A 22,461-nucleotide genomic window follows, 5' to 3' on the forward strand; every position below is an offset into this window, starting at 1 on the left:
GTCATCACTGGGGGGCGGCCACGGTCACGCCGGACAGGTTGATGCGGGAGTTGATCGAGTCCTCCGGGAAGCCGGTGACGAGCGGGCTCACCGCCGTGATGGTCGCGCCGTTGTAGAGCCAGTCCGCCGCGTGGTCCTCGGAGACGATGCGGGCCGCCTTCGCGAGCAGCTCTGCGGACGCGTCGGGATCGACCTCGGCGAGCGCCTGGGCGTACAGGCTCTGCACCTCGGCGTTGTCGTAGCCGAAGTAGTAGTCGGGGTTCGCGAAGTTGCCGAAGTCGCGCGGCTCGACGTGCAGCACGAAGCTGAGGTCGAAGTCGCGGTTGGTGTACACGTCCTCGAGCCACGTCGGGAACTCCACGGAGTCGACGTCGAGGGTCACACCGACCTTCTGGAAGTCGGAGATCAGCACCTTCGGCACGGTGGTGCCGTAGAAGCTCGGGATCGTGAGGGTGAGCTCCAGATCCTCCTGGCCGGCCTCTGCCAGCAGTTCCTTGGCCTTCTCCGGGTCGTAGGACACGACGTCGGAGAGGTCTTCGTAGCCGGGGTCGAGCTCGGGGATCGGACCGTAGAGCGTGGATCCCGCGCCGACGGCCGCGACGAGGGCGTCGTGGTCGATCGCGAGGCGGAGCGCCTCGCGAACCCTGACGTCGTCGAGCGGCGCCTTCGCATTGTTGAACGCCAGCGTCGCCTTGTCGGTGGTGCGGCCGGTGGTCAGCGTGAAGTCGCCGGAGTCCTCCAGCTGCGGGGCCAGGTTCGGGTCCACGGCGGTGAGCACCTGCACGCCGCCGTCGAGAGCGGTGTTCACTCCGGCCGTGAAGTCGGGGATGTACTGGAACTCGACCTCGGCGACACCGGCCGGCTCACCCCAGTAGGCCTCGTTGCGGGCGAAGGTGATCGCGCTGCCCTTGTTCCAGCGCGTCAGCGTGAAGGGTCCGGTGCCGTTCTCTGCGGTCTTGAGGTCGGTGGTGTCACCGGTCTGGAAGACGAGCCCGGCGGGCCCGGTGAGCGAGAAGAGGAAGTTCTGGTTCGGCGCGCTGAGCACGATCTGCACCGTGGTCGGGTCGGGCGCGGTGATCGAGGCGATCGACGCGAACTCGGCGTTGCCCTGCAGCGTGGCGTCGGTGCGGACCGCTTCGTACGAGGCCACCACGTCGGCCGAGGTCAGTGCGGCGCCGCTGTGGAAGGCGATGCCGTCGTTGAGCGTGAACGTGTAGGTGAGGCCGTCGGTCGAGACCTCGTAGTCCGACGCGAGGCGCGGTTCGATCTCGTTGTCCTGCGACCGGGTGACGAGGCCCTCGTAGATGTTGTCGATCAGGATCTGCTCGAGTGCCGCACCGCTGGTGTGACGGATGTCGAGGTTCGTCGGCTCGAGCACGAGACCCACCTGCAGGGTCGCGTCAGGATCGGGTTCGCCGACCGGAGCGGAGGGCTCGGGGTCGGCTGCGCCTGCGCAGGCGGTGAGGACGATGGCGCTCGCCGCGATCGCGGAGATCAGCGCGAGTCGTCGCGTACGTCGGAACATGGGGTGTTTCCTCTCGGTGCGGCATGTGCTGTGTGCCGGTGGGTCGAGCCTAGGGATGTGTCGGGTGGGTGCGGGCCGGATGTGGAACGGGAGGTCACAAATCGGCGGAGAGAAGGGTCGAGGTGACCAGCGCCGCGAGCTCCGACGGTGCGGTCTCCTGCGCGTTGTGGGTCGCCGTCACGGTGACGACGCGCGCGTGCGGGAGCCGGCGCGCGAAGTCGTCCGCATCGGAGGCGCTCACGAACCCGTCGGTGGCCCTGACGAGCGTGATCGGGGCGGTGGTCCGTGCGAGGTCCTCCCAACCCGCATCGCTGAGCAGGGAGGGAGCGGACTCGTCTCCCGGGGCGTGGGCTTCGAGCGCCTGCGCGGCCAGATGGGCGAAGTGATGCTTCCATTCGACCCTGCCGTCATCCCGCACGCGGGTGTTGAGCAGGACGCCGCGTTCCGTGTCGGGGCGGGAGCCGCCGAATCCGAACGCGATGGCCCGGTCGACGAGTTCGTCCCGGCTGGCGAAGTCGGTGGGGCCGGCGTAGAACTCGCGCAGGGCGGCAGGGCCCGCCGAGGTGTCGATGCCGGGTGTGATGTCGACGACGATCAGCGCGGAGACGAGGTCGGGGCGTGCGGACGCGAGGGCGGCACCGGTGAGTCCGCCGAGCGACTGCCCGACGACCAGCTGCGGGCGGTCGGTCCACGCATCGAGCGCTGCGGCGACGTCGACGGCGAGGGTGCGCGGCGTGTAGTCGAGGTCATCCCGCCACGAGGAGTCGCCGTGACCTGCGAGGTCGAGCACCAGCACCGGTCGCTGCAGCGAGAGCACCGTCGTGTCCCAGGTGTGCGCGTTGAGGCCGGCCCCGTGCAGCAGTGTGATCTCGGGAGCGCCCGCTCCGTATCGCAGAGCGCTGACCTGTCGACCGCCGGCGAGCGGCAGGGTCAGTCGCTCGACCGGGGGAGCGGCGACGCCGAGAGCCTGGGCCTGTGCGGGAAGATAGCTGAACTCGCTGATGTCGATCGCCACCTGCATATTCTGCTCCGTCCTGCAGGGTCGCGAGAAATGCGGGAGCAATATGTCCGGGCGTAACCGGTTATTACTTCTCATTACATGCGCGATCAACTCCTCATGCTTGGCGATATGCCCGGGTGGGCGAAACACGCGCCGCGGTGTGACGTCGCGCCGCGGGAATATCATGGACTCATGAGCGAGAAGCGAGTGCACCTCTCCAAGACCGAGCCCGCCGCCTACCAGGCGCTCGATGCGTTCGCCCGCACCGTCGGTGAGATCTGCGCGGCGAACGGCATCGACGATCGTCTCAAAGAGATCGTGATGATCCACAGCTCGCAGCTGAACGGGTGCAGCTTCTGCACACGTCTGCATGTCGACAGGGCGCTCAAGGCCGGCCTCGACACCGACACCCTCATGCAGATAGCCACCTGGCGCGAGAGCGATGTCTTCAGCGACCGCGAGGAGGCCGCGCTCGAACTCGCCGAGGCGTTCACCTTCATCGCGGAGGACGGCATCTCCGACGAGGTCTACGACCGGGTGGGCGGCGTCTTCACCGAGAAGGAGTACGCCGCGCTCAGCTGGGCGTGCGTCTCGATCAACGCCTTCAACCGCGTCGTGATCGCCGGGCGGTACCCGGTGCCGCCCCGACAGGCACAGGAGCAGGCCCAGCCGCAGCCGCCGACCGAGGCGCACACCCAGCCGCAGGCACAGGCATGACGGTCCTCGACGTCGACGGCGTCACCAACGTCCGGGACGTCGGGGGGATGCCCGCTGCCGGTGGCCGGATCCGCGCGGGCGTCCTGCTGCGCTCGGGACAGCTCTCGGGCGCGACCACGGCCGGAGCGAACGAGGTGCGACGCCGCGTCGCGCACATCGTCGACCTGCGCGACGGCGAGGAGGTCGCGGCCGAGCCGACCGAGATCGACGGACCCGACACCACGCACCTGCCGCTGTTCCTCGGCTCCGTGCGTTCGTTCTTCGAGACCGACACGAGCCTGGACGACCTCTATCTGCATCTCCTCGAGGAGAGCGGCTCGAGACTGGTGGACGCGATCCGCATCATCGCGGCGGGCGAGCCCACGCTGGTGCACTGCACGGTGGGCAAGGATCGCACGGGCGTGACGGTGGCTCTCGCTCTGGCCGCAGTGGGTGCCGACCGCGACGCGATCATCGCGGACTACGCGCTCACGGAGTCGCAGCTCCCCGCGGAGCGGTCGCTGCGCATCGTGGCCTATCTGCGGTCGCAGCACCCCGAGGCGGTGCACGCCGCGGCTCTGGCCACGCAGTCGCCCGCGCCGGTCATGCGCGCACTGCTGCAGAAGGTCGACGAGCGGTGGGGCTCCGCGGCCGAGTACCTGCGCGCCAACGGCATGACGGAGGCCGAACTCGAGCGCCTCCGCGCGGCCCTCGTGGAATCGGATGCCGAGCAAGGTTAGGCAACCCTTCACCTGGTGTACGATTGATGCATCATGGAGACCTTCCTCGAGACCCGCAGCACGCGCGCCGCACGCCGTGAAGCGCGGCGCCGTGCGCATCACCTCGTGACGGCCGACGAGCATTCGCTCGGCGAGCTCGAGGTGTTCCTGGCGACGCTGCCGCTGTGCGCGTCCGGACGGATCTTCATCGAGGTGGCCGACGCCTCCGACATCGGAGTGATCGATGCACCGGGACGCATGACGGTCACGTGGCTCGCTCGGGCTCAGCGCTCCGGCACCCCCGGCACAGGTCGGGCCTGCGCGCCCGGGCAGGCGCTCGCGCGCGCGACCTGCGCGTGGGCCGACGAGATGCTCTGCGACGACGAGTTCGAGACGCGCGTCACGCTGCTGGGCGGCTACCTGGGCTCAGCGGACATCGTCGAGCACCTGACCGGAGCGCTCGAGATCCAGCCCGGTCAGATCTACGCGCCGGAGCGGTTCGGGCTTCTTCCCGTCGACCGCTGAGCAGCGCTGCGACGCACGTAGTTGCCGTCTTCGAGCCCCGCCTCGATCTCGAACCGATTGCGCAGCGGATCCCGCCCCGCGAACAGGTAGAGCACCGGCAGCAGCATGCCGTAGCGCAGCCACTGCGCCTTGTGCACGGCCTCGTGGCGCAGTACCGCGTCGCTCGGACGCGTGTCTCCGGTGAGGAAGCAACCGCCGACGCAGACGCCTCCGCGGTTGAAGGTCCATTGCGGCATGCCTCGGAACACCCAGAGTCCTGCACGGCGCTCCACGGGGCCGGTGCTCCAGAGTGATCCCCAGACCCAGCCGACGGCGGTGCCCCACCAGTAGCCGATCCGGCTGAGGGGGGAGCGCAGGAGGAACGAGGGGATCCGTCGATCGAGGCGTCGTCCTCGAGCGAGAGCGTGCTCTGCGGCGGGGCGCCAGTCCTCGGTCATGCGACAGCACCCACCAGGCGCAACAGCGCACCGAGATCCTCCACGGCGTCGGCGGGAGAGCGTGGAGCGAATCCCGCGATCGTCGCGCCGGCGAGCGGCACGCGGGTCCTCAGCGCGCGGATGGCCGCGCTCAGCGCGGCCGGTGCGAGACCGAACGGCGCGGGGGAGGACACTCCGGCGATCTCGGCCGGGTCGAGCACGTCGACGTCGATGTGCACCCACACCCGCTGCGCACCGGTGGCGGCGACGGCATCCGCGAGGGCGTCGACGTCGTCGAGGTCCGAGACGGAGAGCTGACGCAGGCCGTCGAGGGGCGCGATCTCCGCGTCGTCGAGGTTGCGCATACCCACCGTGACGACGCGGTCGCGCCGGACCGCGGGGTCGAGGACGAGCTGGGCCTCGCCCTCGCCGAGCACGGCCCGCAGCGCCATGCCGGAGAAGGCCCCCGAGGGCGAGGACTCCGGGGTGTGCAGGTCGGCGTGCGCGTCGCACCAGACGACGGCGAGGTCGTCGGTGCCGCCGGGGAGGGCGGCGAGAGCGGCGACGGTCACGCTGCAATCGCCGCCGATCACCACCGTCTCTGCGGTCATCGCGTCGCTGACCAGCTCGCGCGTCCGCAACAGAGCGCTGAGTCGGCGCACGCCGGTGCCGAGTGACTCGCCGGCCTCGACGGGGACATCGAGCACTGTGGTCTTCGCGCGGGGAAGATCGCCTGCTATCGCCGACGCTCCGTCGACGAGCAGCATCGCGCGCGGGGCAGGGGAACCCTGCCACTGCGGGACGACGAGGAATCGCACCATGAATGCCTCCGTGGAAAGAGCGGATGCCCCGGACACGGTGGTCCAGGGCATCCGAGGGGTGTCAGGAGCCTTCGATCGCCTGACGAGGTGCGCTTCCGCCGGCCTTCAGCTCGGCGAGACGGGCTTCGACCTCGGTGAGCTCGCCGATGTCGTCGAGGCTCTCGAACTGGGCGTCGAGGCTCGACGCGGCGAGCTCGATCTTGCCCTGCGCGAGCGCCTCCTGGCGGCGGACCTTGTCTTCGAAGCGGCCGAGCTCGCTGGTCGGGTCGAGCACGCTGATCGAGCCGACCGCATCCTGCACCTTGGTCTGCGCCTCGGCGACCTTGGCGCGGGCGAGCAGCTCGCTGCGCTTGTTCTTCAGCTCGCCGAGCTTGTCCTTCATGCCGTTGAGGCCGGACTTGAGCTTGTCGACGATCTCGGTCTGCGTGGCGATGGTCGGCTCGGCGCTGGTGGCCTCGCGCTCGGCGCTGATCTGACGCTGGAGCGCGATCTTGGCGAGGTTGTCGAACTTGTCGGCATCCGCCGCGTCGCCCTTGGTGCGCATCTCGTCGGCCTTGCGGCTCGCGGCCAGAGCCTTGTTGCCCCACTCGGTCGCTGCCTGCACGTCTTCCTCGTGGTCGCGCTCGAGGAGGCGCAGGTTGCCGATGGTCTCGGCGATCGCCGACTCGGCGTCAGCGATGCTGTTGGTGTAGTCGCGGACGAGCTGGTCGATCATCTTCTGCGGGTCTTCCGCAGAGTCCAGGAGCGAGTTGATGTTCGCGCGGACGAGGGTGGAGATACGTCCGAAGATGGACTGCTTGGTCATGCGTGTTTCCTTTCAGAGGGTCGTGCTCGATGTCCGAAGTGGTTGTGGGGATGATCAGAAGCGTCGTCCTCCCGAGCGGCCGCTGCGGCCGGAGGATCGGCCTCCGCCGCCTCCGAATCCGGAGCTGCGGAAGCCGCCGCCTCCGCCGCCGGAGCGCCAGCTGCTGCGGCGCGAGGAACCGCCGCTGCTCCCGCCGCCTGAGATCAGGCCGCCGATGATGCCGCCGAGGATGTCGCCGCCGAGTCCGCTGCCGCCCGAGTTGCCGCCGCCGCCGAAGAGGCCGCCCCCGCCCCACCCGCTGTCGTAGCGATCGGAGGAGTAGGCCTGCAGATCGGACTGCGCAGAGGCCGCAGCCTGACGAGCGAGATCGAGAGCGTGTGTCGCCTCGGTGAGGGCGGCCTCAGCGTTCGTGGCGCGCAGATCGAGGGCTCGCGTCAGCCCGACCTCGGCCTGCGACAGTCGCGTGCGCGCGGTCGATCCGACGGTGCCACGGCGGGTCTCGATGAACTCGCGCGTCGAGCGGATCTCGGAGCCGGCCTGCGCGAGCGTCTGCTCGAGCATCTGCACCGCCCGCTGTGCGCGGGCGACGCTCTCGCGCCCCTGGGCGATCGCGGCATCGATCTGCGTGTTCGCGGCCGTCAACGCGGCGAGCGCCGCCTGGGGGCTCCGCGCCGAGCCGGTGAGGTGGTTCTGCGCACGCTGCAGCTCGGCCTGCGTCGCGGACGCCGCAGCGGCGATCGCGCCGGACGGGTCGGGAAGCTGCTGCGCGGTGGCGATGTCGCCCTGCAGCTCGGTGACCAGAGCCTGCGCCGTCGCCTCGATCTCGCCCAGCTCGGTGCCGAGCGTGGTGACCGCCTGTGCCAGCTGCCCGGCCTGCGCCGTCGACTGCTCGGCGGTGCGGATCGCGAACGCCGCGGTACCCGTCTGGCCCGCGGAGATGGCTTCGGCGGCGGCGGCGATCGAACGATCTGCGAGCTCGATGCGCTCCTGCGCCTGCGCGGGGTTGTCGGCGACGGTCGCGATCGAGGCCGCGTCGTAGGTCGCCGTCAGCGTCGCGAGCGCGGGTGCGGCGCTCGCGAGGAGCGACTGCACGGACGCTCTCTGGGCACGGACGCGTTCGAGTTCCTGCGGCGCGTTCTGCTCGAGCTTGCGCAGCGCATCGAAGGCCTCGGTGTTCGCATCGAGCATGTCGTCGATCTCGTCGCAGATCCCGATGATGCGGATGTGCCACGCGCGTCGGTCCTGGACGGTGTCCTCGATCTCGTCGTCGAGCTTCTGCTTCAGGTCGAACGCCTCGGACATCTTGGCTTTGGCGGTCTCGATCGCTCCGCTGAACGTCGCGGTCGCGGCCTCGCCGAACTGCGCCACCGCGAAGCCGAGCTCCTCACGGCTCGAGGTGATCGCGTCGTCGGCCTGCACCAGCGCCGCTCCGGCCTGGGTCTGCACCTGCTCGTCGGTGAGGGTGGAGAACGGATCGCTCGGGTCGGGCCGCTCGGGCATGGCGCCCCGCCTGCGCACGGCGGCCGCGCGACGTGAGCGCCGCACGAGCGCGACGACCAGCCAGATGACCAGGGCCAGTGCGATGACGCCGACCACGATCAGCGTCGTGCGCAGCGCGCCGGCGCCCCCGTCGCCCTGGATCTCGTCGGCGGCCAGGGTGATCGCTCCCTCCCAGTCGTTCTGGGAGGCGAGCGGGAGGATCTTGTCCTCCACGCCGTCGAGCGTGCTGTCGCTGAGCGGGCCGTCCGGCGCGGCTGAGATGTAGTAGCTCCGGCCCTCGACGGCGATCGCGAGCAGATACTGCTCCGAGCCGAGGTTGTTGCTCTGGGCCACCGCATCCGCCCACTGGGCGTCGTCCGAGGGGGAGGTGAAGTCGTCGACGAGGACGACGAAGAGATCTGCCGAGGAGTTCTCGCTGAGAGTCTGCAGCCGGGCCTCGACCGACGCCTCCTCGCTCGGGGTGAGCACCCCCGCCTCGTCCGTGACGTAGCCGGAGTCCAAGGTGAGCGGATCGGTCGCCGATGCGGCGGATGCGGAGAACACCCCGGCCGCCGCCGCCACGGTCAGTGCGGCCAGCGTCAGCCACCGTGTCTTCATCGTGTTCCCTCCGACCGGCAGCCGAGCCCCATGCGAAAGAGTCTATGCACAGAGGTCGACACGCGACACCTTCCGACGGGGGATGACCGTTCGCCCTCAGCGGAGACACATACGCTGGAGGGCATGGACGACAGGTACGGATCGGATGTGCTCGCGTCGGGATGGCGGGAGCGCGCGGCGAAGCCGGTGCCGCAGGTGCCCGCCGAGCTCGATCTCGTCGTGGAGGTGGCCGACGACGGCTACTGCGGCGCGGTCACGCGGGTGCAGGGCGGCAACGTCGAGCTCGAGGACCGACTCGGGCGCAGACGGCTGTTCCCTCTCGGCGGCGGATTCCTGATCGACGGCTCGCCGGTGCGTCTGGGTCCGCCCGCGCCGAAGGAGCAGGGCGCGCGACGAACGGCATCCGGCTCGTTCGTGGTCTCCGACCAGCGCGCCAGGATCGCGCTCCCCAGCCGGATCCTCGTCGAGGGCAAGCACGATGCCGAGCTCGTGGAGAAGGTGTGGGGCGCGGATCTGCGGGTCGAGGGCGTCGTCGTGGAGTTCCTGCAGGGTGTCGACCTGCTCGACGAGCTGCTCGCCGCCGAACCGCCCAGTGCGTCCCGTCGGTACGGCGTGCTCGTCGATCACCTCGTCCCCGGATCCAAGGAGTCGCGCATCGCGGATGCCGTCGCCCGAGGCCCGCACGGCAGGCACGTCCGCATCGTCGGCCACCCCTTCGTCGACGTGTGGCAGTGCGTGACCCCGCGGGCGCTGGGGATCGCCAAGTGGCCGGAGATCCCGCGCGGCACCGATTGGAAGACCGGGATCTGCCGGGCGTTCGGCTGGCCGCACGAGACGCAGGGCGACACCGGGCGGGCCTGGCAGCACATCCTGTCGAAAGTGCACACCTACCGCGACCTCGAGCCCGCGCTGCTCGGCCGGGTCGAGGAGCTCATCGACTTCGTGACCGCTCCCGCGCACTGAGCGCCGGTCGGCGGGGTCGGATGCCGCCGACTACCCTGGGAACATGGTCGAACCCCGCACGTTCCGTGACGAACCGGTGTCCTTCGTACGCCGCAGCGGCCGGATGTCCGACGCCCAGGAACGCGCATTCGAGGAGCTCGGGCCGCACTACCTCCTCGACGTACCGCGCGACGTCGCGTGGACATCGGTGCACCCCGAGGCTCGGCTGGACCTCGCAGACGAATACGGGCGTGACGCCGACCTGTACGTGGAGATCGGTTCGGGTCAGGGACACGCGATCGTCGCGGCCGCGTCGTCGCGGCCCGACGACGACTTCCTCGCGGTCGAGGTCTTCCGTGCCGGCCTCGCCCGCACGATGCTCGACGCGGACCGGGAGGGCGCCCGCAACATCCGGGTCGTCGAGGCCAACGCGCCGGAGGTGCTCTCGTCGTACCTGCCCGAGTCCGCGGCGGCCGAGGTGTGGATCTTCTTCCCCGATCCGTGGCACAAGAAGAAGCACACCAAGCGCCGCCTCGTGCGTCAGGGATTCGGCGACACCGCCGCACGCGCGCTCCGGGACGGCGGCCTGTTGCGCCTCGCCACGGACTGGGAGGACTACGCGCTGCAGATGCGCGAGGTGCTCGACGCGGACCCGCTGTTCGAGCGGGCGTTCGACGGCGAGTGGGCCGACCGCTTCGACGGTCGGGTGATGACCGCGTTCGAGCGCAAGGGCATCGCCAAGGGACGGGACATCCGCGACCTCGTGTACCGCCGCCGGTCTCGCACGTGACCTCCGAGCAGCGCACGCAGACGGACTGGATCGGCGCGGTCCCCGCGCTGGTCGTCTGCGCGGCGGCTCCCGCCTTCTTCGTCGCACAGATCGTCTGGCTCGGCTGGTCGCTGCTCGCGCTCGGCGTCTTCGGCGCCTGGCTCGTCGAGCGCCGCAGGCCCGGGACCCCGGACCGGACCGTGAGCGTCGGCGCGCGGCGGGAGACCGCCCGCGCGATCGGCGTCGCCCGCACTCCCTCCCTCACCCGGGACCTCTCGCTGATCGCGCTGGGCATGCTGATCGTGAGCGTGATCCCGCTCGCCGCCGAGCTCGACAACCTCGCCATGCTGCGCTTCACGCTCGCACTCGGCGGTGCGGTGGCGGTTCCCTACGCGGTGTCGCGCTTCGTCTACCGCGACAGGGCGATCAGCTTCCCCTGGCGCGCGCGTCGCCGGTGGGGTCGGCTGCAGTGGGGGTGGCTGGTCGCCGTGCTGGTGCTGGGGTGGCTGATCCTGCCGTTCTACTTCATCAGCAGCGGCGTGTACCAGAACTGGCCGGTCGTCGACACGCCCGACCTCATCGCGCGCCTGTTCGTCGGTGTCGGTGCCGTGGGGATCTGGGATGAGCTCTTCTTCATCTGCACGGTGTTCGCACTGCTGCGGCGGCATTTCCCCGATGCTCTCGCGAACGTGCTGCAGATGATCGTCTTCGTGTCGTTCCTGTGGGAGCTCGGGTACCGCGAGTGGGGGCCGCTGCTGACGATCCCGTTCGCCCTGCTGCAGGGCTTCATCTTCGTGCGCACGCACTCGCTCGCCTACGTGGTGACGGTGCATCTGCTCTTCGACGCGGTCGTCTTCGCCGTGCTGGTGCACGCCCACAACCCCGGGCTGCTGCCGATCTTCCTGCTCTAGGAGCTCGCGGGCGGATACGATCTAGTCATGCTCATCGTCGGACTCGTCTTCGCTGCGGCCGCTGCCGCGTTCCACGTCTTCATCTTCGCGCTCGAGTCGCTGCGGTGGACGGAGCCCGAGACGAGGAAGATCTTCGGCGTCGCCAGCGAGGCGGACGCGCAGACGACGAAGTCGCTGGCCTTCAACCAGGGCTTCTACAACCTGTTCCTGGCACTCGCCGCGCTGCTCGGTGTGGGCTTCGTGATCCTCGGCCTCACCACGGTCGGTCTCACGCTCGTGTTCGCCGGCACCGGGATGATGCTGGCCGCGGCTCTCGTGCTCATCCTCTCTGACCGCACGAAGGCGCGCGCGGCGATCATGCAGGGAACCCTCCCGCTGCTCGCCGTGATCATCACCGCGATCGCCGTGTCGATCGGCTGATCCGCTGCTCACCGCTCGCGGAGGAGCTCGAGGCGCGTCGTGCGCCGCTTCGCTGCAGGACCTGAGGGGTGTGGCCGCGTTCGTCACTCACGCTGCGTCCGTCACTCACGGTGCGTCCGTCACTCACGGTGCGTTCGTCACTCGCGGATGACGGCGGCGACGGCGCTCACCTCGATCAGCGCCCCCGGCACGCCGAGTCCCGCGACGAGCGCGGCGGAGACCAGGGGAGGGGCGCCGTCGCGTGCGAGCATCGAGGCGACGGCGCCGTAGGCGGCACGGAGGTCGGCATCCTGATGGATGTAGATCGTCCAGCTGACGACATCGTCGAGTCCGGCGCCCGCGGACTCCAGAGCGGTGCGAGCGTTCTGGACGGCGCGGAGTGACTGCTCGGCGGCATCCGTCGAGACGAGCGTTCCCGTTTCGTCGACGCCGTTCTGGCCGCCGATGAGGATCGTCGTGGCTTGGGGAGGAATGACGGCGACATGACTGAAGGCAGGACTCACGACGAGTCCTGCCGGCTGTGCGAGTGTGATCTCCATCTGCCGATTCTGCACCGGGGTGCGGACATCCGCACGGTGTCGTTCGGTCCCTGGAGGGCTGACAGGCTGACGGGGCGGGCGGGAGATCCGCCCGCCCCGTCGGCGAGATCAGCCGACCTGCGGAGCGGTCGATGAGCACATCGACCGCTCCGTGGTCCGCAGTGCGCCCACGCAGTTCAGAACTTGAAGAGCACCTTGCCGACGCGTCCGGCCGTGTTGCTCGCGCGCACGGCGTCTGCGGCATCCGCAGCGTCGAAGACGCCGGCCACAGGGAGCGTGAGCGTGCCTTCGGTGACGCGCTGGATCAGCTCGCCGAAGAGGGCGCCGCGGGTGGCGGCGTCCATGGTCTGGATGACCTTGCTGCCCCAGAAGCCCTTGACCGTGGCCTGCTTGAAGATCACATCGCCGGAGCGGATCTCCATGACGGGCGAGTTCATCGCACCGAACGCCACCAGGGTGCCGCCCTCTCCGAGCAGGGAGAGCACATCGCCTGCGGAGGATCCGCCGACGGAGTCGACGCCGAACGCGACGTGCGCGCCGTCGGTGAGGCGCGTGACCTGCTCGCGCCAGTCGTCCTGATCGGTGGCGACGACGTTCTCGATGCCCTGCTCGCGAAGCTCGTCGACGCCGGCGGTGCGTCGCACCAGGCCGATGACGTTGATGCCGCGTGCGGCCCCGAGCTGGGCGAGCATGCGTCCGACGGCGCCGTTCGCCGCGTTCTGAACGATCCAGTCGCCCTTCTCGGCGCCGAGGAACTGCAGCAGGCTGATCGTGCTGAACGGCATCGAGACCAGCTGTGCGGCGCTCTCGTCCTCGAGGGACTCGGGAACCGGAATGAGGCCCGCCGCGTCGGCGACGATGAACTCCGACCAGGCGCCGAACGTGCCGCCGGTGGCGACGCGCTGTCCGACGGTCAGGTTCTCCACTCCCTCACCGAGTGCATCGACGACGCCGAGCGCCTCGGTGCCGGATGCGGCGGGGAGCTCGGGCTTGAATCCGTAGGTGCCGCGGATCGTCCACAGGTCGTGGTTGTGGATCGGTGAGAGGACGACGCGAAGGCGGACCTGGCCGGGGCCGGGCTCCGGCGTCGGGCGCTCGGTGACCTCGAGGACGTCTTCGGGCTCGCCGAATGTGCGGTGCGTGAGTGTGCGCATGATGTTCTCCTTGTGGGATCTGTCGTGGGGGTGGCCGGCGGGTGATCAGTCGTCGGCCACGGTGATCGCCACGTCGATGTTGCCGCGGGTCGCGTTGGAGTACGGGCACACCTGGTGCGCGGCGTCGGCGAGGGCCTGAGCCTGGTCGTGGGGGAGGTCGGGGATGACGACCTCGAGCTGCACGGCGAGGCCGAATCCGCCCTCGCCGTTCGAGCCGATCTGCACGCGCGCTCCGACGGACGAGTCGGTGATCTTGATCTTCTGCGCGCGGGCGACGCTCTGCAGCGCGGAGTGGAAGCATGCCGCGTAGCCGGCGGCGAAGAGCTGCTCGGGGTTCGCGCCGTCGCCGCTGCCGCCCATCTCCTTGGGGATGGCGAGGTTCAGCTCGAGGCGTCCGTCGCCCGTGGCGACACGTCCGTCGCGTCCTGCTCCGGTGGCGAGTGCTTCGGCGGTGTAGAGAGCGTCCATCGTGTGGATTTCCTTCCGGTTGGGGTCTGTCGGCGCGTGATGCGCGGGGAGTGAGGGTCTACGGGGTCTTCTGCAGTCGGGCCGTGAGCTCCTGGAGCTCGGCGATGAGGCGGTGGCGCTGATCGTCGTCCTGCATGCCGGCGAGTGCGGCGACGGCGGAGTGCACGGGCGCGACCTCGGATCGCAGAGCGGTGCCCGCCTCGGTGAGGCCGACGGTGACGACGCGCTCGTCGGTGGCGCTGCGCGACTTGGAGACGTAGCCTGCCTGCTCCAGGCGGCGCACGAGGGGGGAGAGCGTGCCGGAGTCGAGCTGCATGGCGTCGCCGAGCGACCCGATCGTCTGCTCGCCCTCCATCCAGAGGATTGCGAGCACGAGGTACTGCGGGTACGTCAGGCCCCAGGGAGCGAGCAGGGTGCGGTACGCCTGCGTCGTCGCACGGGCGGCGGAGTAGAGCGAGAAGCACACCATCTCATCGGTCACGGCCATTCGACGAGTATTGCACACGATTAAGTTGTGCACAACCAAATGATCGCGATTTAGTTCCCATGTGTGACTTCCACCCTGTATGACTACTAGCTAAACTAGCGATCATGGAACGATACTCACGGCTGCGCTGGGCGGGCCTGGTCTTCATCAGCATCGCGGTCTCGCTGATCATCGTCGACTCGACGATCGTCAACGTCGCGATCCCTGCGATCGTCGACGATCTCGGCATCACGTCCACCGAGGTGCAGTGGGTGCAGGAGGCCTACACGCTGGTGTTCGCCGCGCTGCTGCTCGTGTTCGGGAGTCTCGCCGATCGGTTCGGCCGGCGACGCATGATGCTCATCGGAGTCGTCGTCTTCGCCGCGTCGTCGGTGCTGGCGGCCCTCGCGCCGGATGGGGGAATGCTGATCCTCGCTCGCCTGGCGCAGGGAGTGGGAGGCTCGATGATCCTGCCGACGACGCTGTCGATCATCAACGCCACCTTCCGCGGCCGTGAGCGCGGCATCGCCTTCGCCGTCTGGGGATCGACGATCGGCGGAATGGCCGCCGTCGGGCCGCTCCTCGGCGGATGGCTCACGACCGCGTTCTCGTGGCGCTGGGCCTTCGGCATCAACATCCCGCTCGGCATCATCATCGTGATCGGTGTGCTGGCGACCGTCGCCGAATCCCGCAGTGATCGGACGTCGCGGATCGACATCGTCGGAGCGATCCTGTCGGTGCTCACGATGGGGAGCCTCGTGTTCGGGCTCATCGAGGGACGTACCTACGGCTGGTGGCTCGTCGACCAGCGTCCGCAGATCGGTGACTGGACCTGGCCGCTCGATCTGTCGCCGATCCCGTTCGCGTTCGCGCTCGCTCTGGTCTCTCTCGTCGCGTTCATTCTTTGGGGCGTGCACCGCGAGCGTCGCGGCAGGCCGACCCTCCTGGCCCTGCGTCTGTTCGCGATCCCGTCGTTCCGCAACGGCAACATCGCGGCCACGGTGGTCTCGCTGGGGGAGTTCGGGATCATCCTCGCGCTGCCGCTGTGGCTGCAGTTCGTGCTGGGCTTCGATGCCCTGCAGACGGGGCTGCTGCTGCTGGCGCTCGCCGGCGGATCTTTCGTCGCCAGCGGTGCGGCCGGTGCCGCGAGCGGCAAGATCGCGCCCGTGTGGGTCGTCCGCGTGGGGCTGCTCGCCGAGATCGTCGGAGTGGCGGGCGTCGGCTTCGTGATCGCACCGGATGCGTCGTGGGTGCCGCTCATCCCGTTCCTCTTCGTCTACGGACTCGGCGTGGGGCTCGCGACGGCCCAGTTGACCGGTGTCGTCCTCGCCGATGTCCCGGTGGCGGACAGCGGTGCCGCATCGGGCACGCAGTCGACGTCTCGGCAGCTCGGTGCCGCTCTCGGCGTCGCGGTTCTGGGCACCGTGCTCTTCACCAGCACGGCCGGGATCCTCGATTCCTCGCTCGAGGCCAGGGGAGTGCCCGCCGATCAGCGCGATCAGCTCGTGTCGTCGGTCGTCGACAGCGCCGGTGCCGCGATCAGCGGACTCGAGGCGCAGCCCGACACCGCGGCCATCGCGGACGACGCCAAGGCCGCTTTCTCGGACGGAACGCGTTTCGCGGCGTGGACGGCAGCAGGCTTCCTCGCGCTCGGACTGCTCTCGACGATCTCCCTCGGGTCTGGGGTGCGGAGTAAGGGCGACGACGAGGCCGACGCGGAAGCTCGGCCGACGGATGCGGACGCGGAGACCGACCCCTCGCGGTGAACGATCCCTCGCGGTGACCGACCCCACGGCGACTCCGCAGGAAGTCGGAGCTCTCCGACCTGGGCGGACCGTCGTGCATCCGATCGTCGCGCACGTACCAGCACTGCGGGCTCATCGCCACCCCCTGAATACCCCCAGGGGGTATGCTTGGGACACTGGAGACACGAGACGATCGCCCGTCTCATCCGTGCACACAGCCACCGACCTGGGAGGATCATCATGATCGAACGCATCGAACTCGGCCTGAAGGACGCCCACGCCGGATGCTCGTGCGGCGCCGCACACGGAGGTGGAGCCGTCGACACGGGCGCGGCATCCGCGGTCACCCAGGAAGTCTTGGTCGAGGGAATGACCTGCTCGCACTGCATCTCCAGCGTGACCGAGGAGCTCAGCTCTCTCGACGGCGTGGACAGTGTGGCGGTCGACCTGAACGCGGGCGGCACGTCGCGCGTGATCATCGACAGCCGCATCCCCATCGATGCAGACGTCATCAAGGCCGCGGTCGAAGAAGCGGGCTACGCCCTGTCCGTCCAGAGCTGACCGCACACTCCCGCACACTCCCGCACGCTCGCCACACGTCAGAGGTGAAGGAGGCTCGCCATGAGCCCGCACGACCACACAGCGGAGCCGCACCACGCGTCGCGCACCGCCGAGACGCCCGAGCACGACCACCACGCTCATGACGGCCACCACGATCACTCCCCGAGCGGCTCGGCTGGCGGGCACAGCGGGCATGAGCACAACGGGCACGGGCACGGCGGCCACGTCGCGCAGTTCCGGCGTCTGTTCTGGATCATGCTCGTGCTCGCCGTTCCGGTGGTCGGCTTCTCCGCGATGTTCTCGATGCTGCTCGGATACGCGCTGCCGGACGGGGCATGGGTGGGGTGGGTGTCACCGGTCCTCGGGACCGTCATGTACGTCTGGGGCGGGACACCGTTCCTCACCGGTGCCGTGGGCGAGCTGCGGGCACGCAAGCCCGGGATGATGCTGCTGATCGCGCTGGCCATCACCGTGGCGTTCCTCGCATCCTGGGGAGCGGCCGTCGGATTGCTGCATCATGAGCTGGACTTCTGGTGGGAGCTGGCGCTCCTCGTCGTCATCATGCTGCTCGGCCACTGGATCGAGATGCGATCCCTCGCGCAGACGACGTCTGCGTTGGACTCGCTCGCGGCTCTGCTGCCGGACGCGGCGGAGAAGGTCGACGGCGAGGGGACGATCACGATCGCTCCGGCCGATCTGCAGGTCGGCGACGTGGTCGTGGTCCGTCCGGGCGGTCGGGTTGCCGCTGACGGCCGCATCGTGCAGGGGTCGGCGAGCATGGACGAGTCGATGATCACCGGGGAGTCGCGTCCGGTGCGTCGTTCCGGCGGCGACCGGGTCGTCGCCGGAACCGTCGCCACCGATTCCGGGCTTCGGGTGGAGGTCACTGCCGTGGGGCAGGACACCGTTCTGGCGGGTATCCAGAAGCTCGTCGCGGAGGCGCAGAGCTCGTCGTCGCGCGCGCAGCGTCTCGCTGACCGGGCCGCCGGCTGGCTGTTCTGGTTCGCGCTCGGCGCCGGAGCGATCACCGCCGTCGTGTGGACCCTGCTCGGACAGCCGGATCAGGCGGTGATCCGCACCATCACGGTGCTCGTCATCGCCTGCCCGCACGCGTTGGGCCTCGCCATTCCTCTGGTCGTGTCTATCGCGACGGAGCGCGCCGCCCGCGGCGGTGTCCTGGTGAAGGATCGCCTCGCGCTGGAGAGCATGCGCACCGTCGACACCGTGCTGTTCGACAAGACCGGGACGCTCACCATGGGCACCCCCGCGGTCACCGCCATCGAGCCCAGCGGCGACCTGTCTCCGGACGATCTCCTGGCTCTCGCGGCCGCGGCGGAGGTGGATTCCGAACACCCTCTGGCGCGCGCGATCGTTGCCGCCGCGAAGGAGAAGAACCTCACCATCCCGGGTTCGCGGGATTTCGAGTCCACGCCGGCCGTCGGCGTGCGCGCACAGGTGGACGGACGCACGGTGCAGGTGGGTGGCCCGCACCTGCTCGAGCAGGAGCGCGTCTCCGAGTTGAGGGTGTCTGAACAGTGGCGGCGGGAGGGGGCGATCATCCTGCATGTCCTCGTCGACGGCGCGGTCGCGGGTGCTCTCTCGCTGGCGGATGAGATCCGTCCGGAGTCTCGAGACGCCATCCGCGCGTTGCACGAGCGGGATGTGCAGGTGGTCATGATCACGGGCGACGCCGAGGCTGTCGCCGCGTCCGTCGCCGCGGAGCTCGGAATCGACCGGTTCTTCGCCGGAGTCCGGCCGGAGGACAAGGCGTCGACGGTGAAGGAGCTGCAATCCGAGGGGCGCAAGGTCGCCATGGTCGGGGACGGCGTCAACGACGCTCCCGCGCTGGCCCAAGCGGATGTCGGACTCGCCATCGGCGCAGGAACCGATGTCGCCATCGCGTCGGCCGGAGTCATCCTCGCCAGCGACGACCCGCGGTCGGTGCTGTCGGTCATCGAGCTGTCCCGGTCCAGCTACCGGAAGATGACGCAGAACCTCTGGTGGGCGGCCGGCTACAACCTCCTCTCCGTCCCGCTCGCCGCCGGAATCCTCGCGCCCATCGGATTCGTGCTGCCGATGTCGGTCGGAGCGGTGCTGATGTCGCTGTCGACCATCGTCGTGGCCCTGAACGCCCAACTGCTGCGCCGAGTGGACCTCGCCCCGAACGCTGTCGTCGCCGACTAGTCGCACTGTTCGTGCGCGCCGGGGGCTGTCGTCGATCGGGCCCCGTACCTGGCACCTGGCGACCGTTCCGATCCGGTGAACACAGATTCCTGGCTGCCTCAACGAGAAGAGCCGCCTGAAAACCAGGCGGCTCTGCTCGTACTGAGGGAGTGACACTCCCGGTGATTCTGGTGCCCCCGACAGGAGTCGAACCTGCGACCTACGGTACCGGAAACCGGCGCTCTATCCACTGAGCTACGGAGGCGTACCGAACGACGATATCACTGCTCGGGAGTGGTCTCCGACCCACCGGCCTCCGTCACCGGCGCGTCGCCCAGTTCGGCGAGAGCCGCGGCGAGCTTCTCGGCCAGGTAGTGGTGGCCGTCGGTGGAGGGATGCTTGCGCCCGACCTCCACGTCGATGACCGACAGGTAGTTCTGCGCGGTGATCCAGTTCTGCGCGATGGGGGAGATGTACCACCAGCCGCGGGCCGCGGCGAGATCGCCGAGGTCGGTGTCGATCCGCGCCGTCTCGGTGCCGACGGGCAGTTCGTGCGGCGCGGGGCCGAGGACGACGATCGTCGCTTCCGGGTACTTCGCCGCCATCGCGTCCCACGCGGCGGTCACGGCCTCGCGATACCCCGCCGCGCCCTGAGCGCGGTCGTTGATGGATCCCTGCAGGATGACGAGGTCGGGAGTGAGGGTCGGATCGAGCGCGGCGATCCGCTCGCCGAAGGCGGGGCCGTCGATCCCCGGCTTGAGGTACCCGCTGCCGCGGACGCCGTCGACGATCGTCTCGCCGTCGAGCAGTCCGGCGAGCACGTAGGCGTAGCCGAGGGTGGGCTCGGTCGCGGCGGACCCGTAGGTCCACGAGTCGCCGAAGACGAGCACGGTCGGGTGCTCGGGCAGCAGCAGCGGGACGGGTGCGACGGTCACCGACTCACCGCCGGCGGCAGCTCCCGCGGGAGGTGTCGAGGGCACCGAGACCCAGGGGCGCCAGACCCCGAGCGCCACGGCGGCCACCGCCAGGATCACCGCGATGACGAGGCCCGCGAGGGGCAGACGGTGACGGGTGGAGGCGGCCTTCATGGCATGACTGTAGATCACGTTCCCGCTCCCGCAAATTCGGGGGCTCACCGCGCCGTAAACTGGGACGGCTATGAACCCTGACACCCTCGCCGCAGCCCTCCTCGCCGTCCTCGCACCGATCGCCGAGGAACGACGTCCCGGCGAGCCGTTCGAGCTCGCCGCATCCGACATCGTGCTCGACCGTCCGCGCAACCGCGAGCACGGCGACTGGGCCTCGAACATCGCGATGCGTCTGGCGAAGCCGTTCGGCACCAACCCGCGGGAACTCGCTCAGCAGATCGCCGACGGTCTGGCGCAGGTCGACGGTATCGAGAGCGCCGAGGTCGCGGGTCCTGGTTTCATCAACATCCGCCTGGATGCCGCCGCCGCCGGCGCGCTGGCGAAGGTCATCGTCGACGCCGGCGTCGCCTACGGACGCAACGACACCCAGGCAGGCAAGTCGATCAACATCGAGTTCGTGAGCGCGAACCCGACCGGCCCGCTGCACATCGGCCACACGCGCTGGGCCGCTCTCGGCGACGCGATCGCCCGGGTGCTCGCGGCATCCGGTGCCACCGTCGCGCGGGAGTACTACATCAACGACGCCGGCGTGCAGATGGAGCGGTTCGCGAAGTCCGTGCTCGCCGCCGTGAAGGGCGAGCCGACGCCGGAGGGCGGATACGCCGGAAGCTACATCGCCGACCTCGCTGCCCGAGTGATCGAGGCCCGCCCCGATCTGCTCGATCTCGAGGCGGAGGAGCAGGTCGCCGTCGCGCGCGAACTCGCCTACGGGTTCCAGCTCGACGAGCAGAAGCAGTCGCTGTCGAAGTTCAACGTCGACTTCGACGTATGGTTCTCCGAGCGCACGCTGCACGCCAAGGGCGCCGACGGCACGAGCTTCGTCGACCAGGCCGTCGACCGCCTGCGCGAGCAGGGGCACGTCTTCGACGACGAGGGTGCGGTCTGGGTGCGCACGACCGACTTCGGCGACGACAAGGATCGTGTGATCCGCCGCTCGAACGGCGAGTACACCTACTTCGCCGCCGACGCCGCGTACTACCTGAACAAGGGCGATCGCGGGTTCGAATACAAGCTGTACCTGCTGGGAGCCGACCACCACGGCTACGTGCATCGTCTCAAGGCCATCGCGGGAGCGGCGGGGGAGGACCCTGAGAAGAACGTCGAGGTGCTGATCGGCCAGCTCGTCTCGGTCGGTGGAGCGCGCCTCAGCAAGCGCGCCGGCAACATCATCGAGATGGATGACCTGCGCGAATGGCTCGGCACCGATGCGCTGCGGTACTCGCTGGAGCGCTCCCCTGCCGACTCTCCGCTCGCGCTCGACCCCGAGCTGCTGCAGAAGCGGACGAACGACAATCCCGTCTTCTACGTGCAGTACGCCCACGCCCGCACGCACAACGTCGCACGCAACGCCGCGGAATCCGGGGTGGATCGCTCCGAGTTCGCCCCCGAGACGCTCACGCACGAGACCGAGAGCGCGCTGCTCGGAGCGCTGCAGGAGTTCCCGCGCATGGTGGCCTTCGCCGCCGAGGTGCGCGAGCCGCACCGGGTCGCCCGCTACCTCGAGGAGCTCGCCGGCCTGTACCACCGTTGGTACGACAACTGCCGCGTGATCCCGCAGGGCGACGATCCCATCGAGACCGTGCACCGCACGCGTCTGTGGCTCAACGACGCCGCGGGTCAGGTCTTCCGCAACGGGCTCGACCTGCTCGGCGTCTCCGCGCCCGAGCGCATGTGACCGGCGTCCGCGACGCCGACAGGGGGATGACAGCATGAGCGACGACAACCACACGCGTCCCTACCCGGCGCGAGACCCCGAGCATCCGACACTCGTGATCCCCGGCGGTGCAGACGAGGCGGATGCCGCCGAGGCCGCACCGAAGCCCCGCCGTCGCAAGCGCTGGCCGTGGGTGCTGGCCATCGTCCTCGTCGTGCTGGCCCTGCTCGTCGTGGCGGCGGAGCTCATCGTGCGGGCCGTTCTGCCCGGCATCGTGCGCGGGATGGTGGTCGAGCAGCTCGACCTGCCCGCCGACCAGCAGCTCGAGGTGGAGGCCGACGGCATCCTGCTGCCGCAGCTGATCGGCGGCTCGCTCGACACGCTGCACCTGTCGACGGATTCCGTCACGCTGCAGGGCATCACCGGAGCCGTCGACGCGACCGTCACCGGAGTGCCGCTGCGCGGGGGCGATCTCCGCGGCGCGTCCGGCACGATCCGCATCGACGAGTCGCAGTTCGGCAGCCTCCTCGCCGACACCGATCTTCCCGTGCAGTCCGTGACGCTCGAGGAGCCCAACGCGACGGTCTCCGGATCCGTGACGGTTCTCGGACTGTCGATCCCGCTGTCGCTCACCGTGCTGCCGGGCGTCGCCGACGGCGACCTCGAACTCACTCCGGTGGGGGCCGCCATCGGCGGACTCGAGGTCGACGCCGATCAGGTCGGCTCGTCGCTGGGGGCGCTGGGAACCCGGCTGACCGAGACGCAGCGCGTGTGCATCGCCGACCAGCTCCCCGCGGGCATCACCCTCGTCGGGCTGAAGGTCGTGGGCAGCGAGGCCGTGATCGACGTGGACGTCGACGGGGCCATCGCGACCGATGCGAGCCTGCTCGAGAAGGGCATCTGCCCGCGGGGCTGAG

At 69.6% G+C, this 22,461-nt stretch carries 23 protein-coding genes and 1 tRNA gene; 12 read left to right on the top strand and 12 right to left on the bottom strand.

Features of this window, described 5'->3' with window-relative positions; genetic code table 11:
- Nucleotides 1-4 precede the first annotated feature (4 nt).
- Complete coding sequence (locus ASD43_RS09470) at nt 5-1,525, bottom strand: ABC transporter substrate-binding protein (RefSeq protein WP_056416564.1); 1,521 nt, start codon at nt 1,523-1,525, stop codon at nt 5-7.
- 94 nt (nt 1,526-1,619) lie between these two features.
- Complete coding sequence (locus ASD43_RS09475; RefSeq protein ID WP_056416567.1) at nt 1,620-2,546, bottom strand: alpha/beta fold hydrolase; 927 nt, start codon at nt 2,544-2,546, stop codon at nt 1,620-1,622.
- A 171-nt stretch (nt 2,547-2,717) separates the two neighbouring features.
- Here ASD43_RS09475 and ASD43_RS09480 point away from each other — a divergent pair, with 171 nt between their 5' ends.
- Genes ASD43_RS09480 through ASD43_RS09490 form a run of 3 tightly spaced genes read left to right on the top strand, consistent with a single transcriptional unit; the run spans nt 2,718 to nt 4,465 of the window.
- On the top strand, nt 2,718-3,242 hold the full coding sequence (locus tag ASD43_RS09480; RefSeq protein WP_056416570.1) for a carboxymuconolactone decarboxylase family protein: 525 nt from the start codon (nt 2,718-2,720) through the stop codon (nt 3,240-3,242).
- Nucleotides 3,239-3,961 carry a tyrosine-protein phosphatase gene (locus ASD43_RS09485; RefSeq protein WP_056416574.1) on the top strand — a complete coding sequence of 241 codons (723 nt, stop codon included), beginning with the start codon at nt 3,239-3,241 and terminating at the stop codon, nt 3,959-3,961. The genes ASD43_RS09480 and ASD43_RS09485 overlap by 4 nt, the downstream gene beginning before the upstream one ends.
- Before the next feature lie 33 nt (nt 3,962-3,994).
- On the top strand, nt 3,995-4,465 hold the full coding sequence (locus tag ASD43_RS09490; RefSeq protein WP_056416579.1) for an SIP domain-containing protein: 471 nt from the start codon (nt 3,995-3,997) through the stop codon (nt 4,463-4,465).
- Here ASD43_RS09490 and ASD43_RS09495 read toward each other — a convergent pair.
- From ASD43_RS09495 to ASD43_RS09510, 4 genes are all read right to left on the bottom strand, one after another.
- Nucleotides 4,423-4,902 carry a hypothetical protein gene (locus ASD43_RS09495; RefSeq protein WP_056416583.1) on the bottom strand — a complete coding sequence of 160 codons (480 nt, stop codon included), beginning with the start codon at nt 4,900-4,902 and terminating at the stop codon, nt 4,423-4,425. The two genes, ASD43_RS09490 and ASD43_RS09495, sit on opposite strands and share 43 nt — an antisense overlap.
- A complete protein-coding gene (locus tag ASD43_RS09500) occupies nt 4,899-5,702 on the bottom strand; it encodes an arginase family protein (protein ID WP_056416585.1) in 804 nt (267 codons plus the stop codon). Before ASD43_RS09500 ends, ASD43_RS09495 begins: the two co-directional genes overlap by 4 nt.
- A 61-nt stretch (nt 5,703-5,763) precedes the next feature.
- The gene (locus tag ASD43_RS09505; RefSeq protein ID WP_045255408.1) at nt 5,764-6,507 is read right to left on the bottom strand and encodes a PspA/IM30 family protein; all 744 of its coding nucleotides are present in this window, start codon (nt 6,505-6,507) and stop codon (nt 5,764-5,766) included.
- A gap of 54 nt (nt 6,508-6,561) precedes the next feature.
- Entirely contained in the window at nt 6,562-8,604 is a 2,043-nt protein-coding gene (locus ASD43_RS09510; RefSeq protein ID WP_056416588.1) for a TPM domain-containing protein, read from the bottom strand.
- A gap of 123 nt (nt 8,605-8,727) precedes the next feature.
- On the opposite strand from ASD43_RS09510, the gene ASD43_RS09515 reads away from it, so the two are divergent.
- The 4 genes from ASD43_RS09515 to ASD43_RS09530 are packed head-to-tail and all read left to right on the top strand — an operon-like array spanning nt 8,728 to nt 11,646.
- Entirely contained in the window at nt 8,728-9,567 is an 840-nt protein-coding gene (locus tag ASD43_RS09515) for a DUF3097 domain-containing protein (RefSeq protein ID WP_056416591.1), read from the top strand.
- Between the two features lie 43 nt (nt 9,568-9,610).
- Nucleotides 9,611-10,336 (top strand): tRNA (guanosine(46)-N7)-methyltransferase TrmB, encoded by a 726-nt coding sequence (gene trmB, locus ASD43_RS09520; protein WP_056416594.1) that lies wholly within the window; start codon nt 9,611-9,613, stop codon nt 10,334-10,336.
- Nucleotides 10,333-11,226, top strand: coding sequence for a CPBP family intramembrane glutamic endopeptidase (locus ASD43_RS09525; protein ID WP_056416597.1), 894 nt, complete (start codon nt 10,333-10,335; stop codon nt 11,224-11,226). The genes trmB and ASD43_RS09525 overlap by 4 nt, the downstream gene beginning before the upstream one ends.
- Nucleotides 11,227-11,253: 27 nt before the next feature.
- Complete coding sequence (locus ASD43_RS09530) at nt 11,254-11,646, top strand: DUF1304 domain-containing protein (protein WP_056416600.1); 393 nt, start codon at nt 11,254-11,256, stop codon at nt 11,644-11,646.
- A gap of 137 nt (nt 11,647-11,783) precedes the next feature.
- Here the strand turns inward: ASD43_RS09530 and ASD43_RS09535 are convergent, their stop codons facing one another.
- The 4 genes from ASD43_RS09535 to ASD43_RS09550 all read right to left on the bottom strand — a co-directional run bounded on the left by ASD43_RS09535 (nt 11,784) and on the right by ASD43_RS09550 (nt 14,294).
- The gene (locus ASD43_RS09535) at nt 11,784-12,185 is read right to left on the bottom strand and encodes a RidA family protein (protein ID WP_056416604.1); all 402 of its coding nucleotides are present in this window, start codon (nt 12,183-12,185) and stop codon (nt 11,784-11,786) included.
- Nucleotides 12,186-12,361: 176 nt separating this feature from the next.
- Nucleotides 12,362-13,339 carry a zinc-binding dehydrogenase gene (locus tag ASD43_RS09540; RefSeq protein WP_056416608.1) on the bottom strand — a complete coding sequence of 326 codons (978 nt, stop codon included), beginning with the start codon at nt 13,337-13,339 and terminating at the stop codon, nt 12,362-12,364.
- Nucleotides 13,340-13,384: 45 nt separating this feature from the next.
- Nucleotides 13,385-13,807 carry an organic hydroperoxide resistance protein gene (locus ASD43_RS09545; protein WP_056416609.1) on the bottom strand — a complete coding sequence of 141 codons (423 nt, stop codon included), beginning with the start codon at nt 13,805-13,807 and terminating at the stop codon, nt 13,385-13,387.
- Between the two features lie 58 nt (nt 13,808-13,865).
- Nucleotides 13,866-14,294 carry a MarR family winged helix-turn-helix transcriptional regulator gene (locus tag ASD43_RS09550; protein WP_056416612.1) on the bottom strand — a complete coding sequence of 143 codons (429 nt, stop codon included), beginning with the start codon at nt 14,292-14,294 and terminating at the stop codon, nt 13,866-13,868.
- A 104-nt stretch (nt 14,295-14,398) separates the two neighbouring features.
- On the opposite strand from ASD43_RS09550, the gene ASD43_RS09555 reads away from it, so the two are divergent.
- The 3 genes from ASD43_RS09555 (at nt 14,399) to ASD43_RS09565 (ending at nt 18,763) form a co-directional block, all read left to right on the top strand.
- Nucleotides 14,399-16,039: a DHA2 family efflux MFS transporter permease subunit gene (locus tag ASD43_RS09555; RefSeq protein WP_056416615.1), complete on the top strand. Its 1,641-nt coding sequence runs from the start codon at nt 14,399-14,401 to the stop codon at nt 16,037-16,039.
- 219 nt (nt 16,040-16,258) lie between these two features.
- Nucleotides 16,259-16,579, top strand: a complete 321-nt coding sequence (locus ASD43_RS09560; RefSeq protein WP_056416618.1) for a heavy-metal-associated domain-containing protein — start codon at nt 16,259-16,261, stop codon at nt 16,577-16,579.
- A gap of 60 nt (nt 16,580-16,639) precedes the next feature.
- On the top strand, nt 16,640-18,763 hold the full coding sequence (locus ASD43_RS09565) for a heavy metal translocating P-type ATPase (RefSeq protein ID WP_056416623.1): 2,124 nt from the start codon (nt 16,640-16,642) through the stop codon (nt 18,761-18,763).
- Between the two features lie 168 nt (nt 18,764-18,931).
- Here the strand turns inward: ASD43_RS09565 and ASD43_RS09570 are convergent.
- A tRNA-Arg gene (locus tag ASD43_RS09570) sits at nt 18,932-19,007 on the bottom strand.
- A gap of 16 nt (nt 19,008-19,023) precedes the next feature.
- On the bottom strand, nt 19,024-19,830 hold the full coding sequence (locus tag ASD43_RS09575) for an SGNH/GDSL hydrolase family protein (RefSeq protein WP_235564090.1): 807 nt from the start codon (nt 19,828-19,830) through the stop codon (nt 19,024-19,026).
- Between the two features lie 70 nt (nt 19,831-19,900).
- Here ASD43_RS09575 and argS point away from each other — a divergent pair, with 70 nt between their 5' ends.
- Entirely contained in the window at nt 19,901-21,565 is a 1,665-nt protein-coding gene (argS, locus tag ASD43_RS09580; protein WP_056416624.1) for an arginine--tRNA ligase, read from the top strand.
- 34 nt (nt 21,566-21,599) lie between these two features.
- Nucleotides 21,600-22,460 carry a DUF2993 domain-containing protein gene (locus ASD43_RS09585; RefSeq protein WP_056416627.1) on the top strand — a complete coding sequence of 287 codons (861 nt, stop codon included), beginning with the start codon at nt 21,600-21,602 and terminating at the stop codon, nt 22,458-22,460.
- Nucleotide 22,461 lies beyond the last annotated feature (1 nt).

Origin of the sequence: Microbacterium sp. Root553, assembly GCF_001426995.1 — a bacterium.
Lineage (GTDB): Bacteria > Actinomycetota > Actinomycetes > Actinomycetales > Microbacteriaceae > Microbacterium.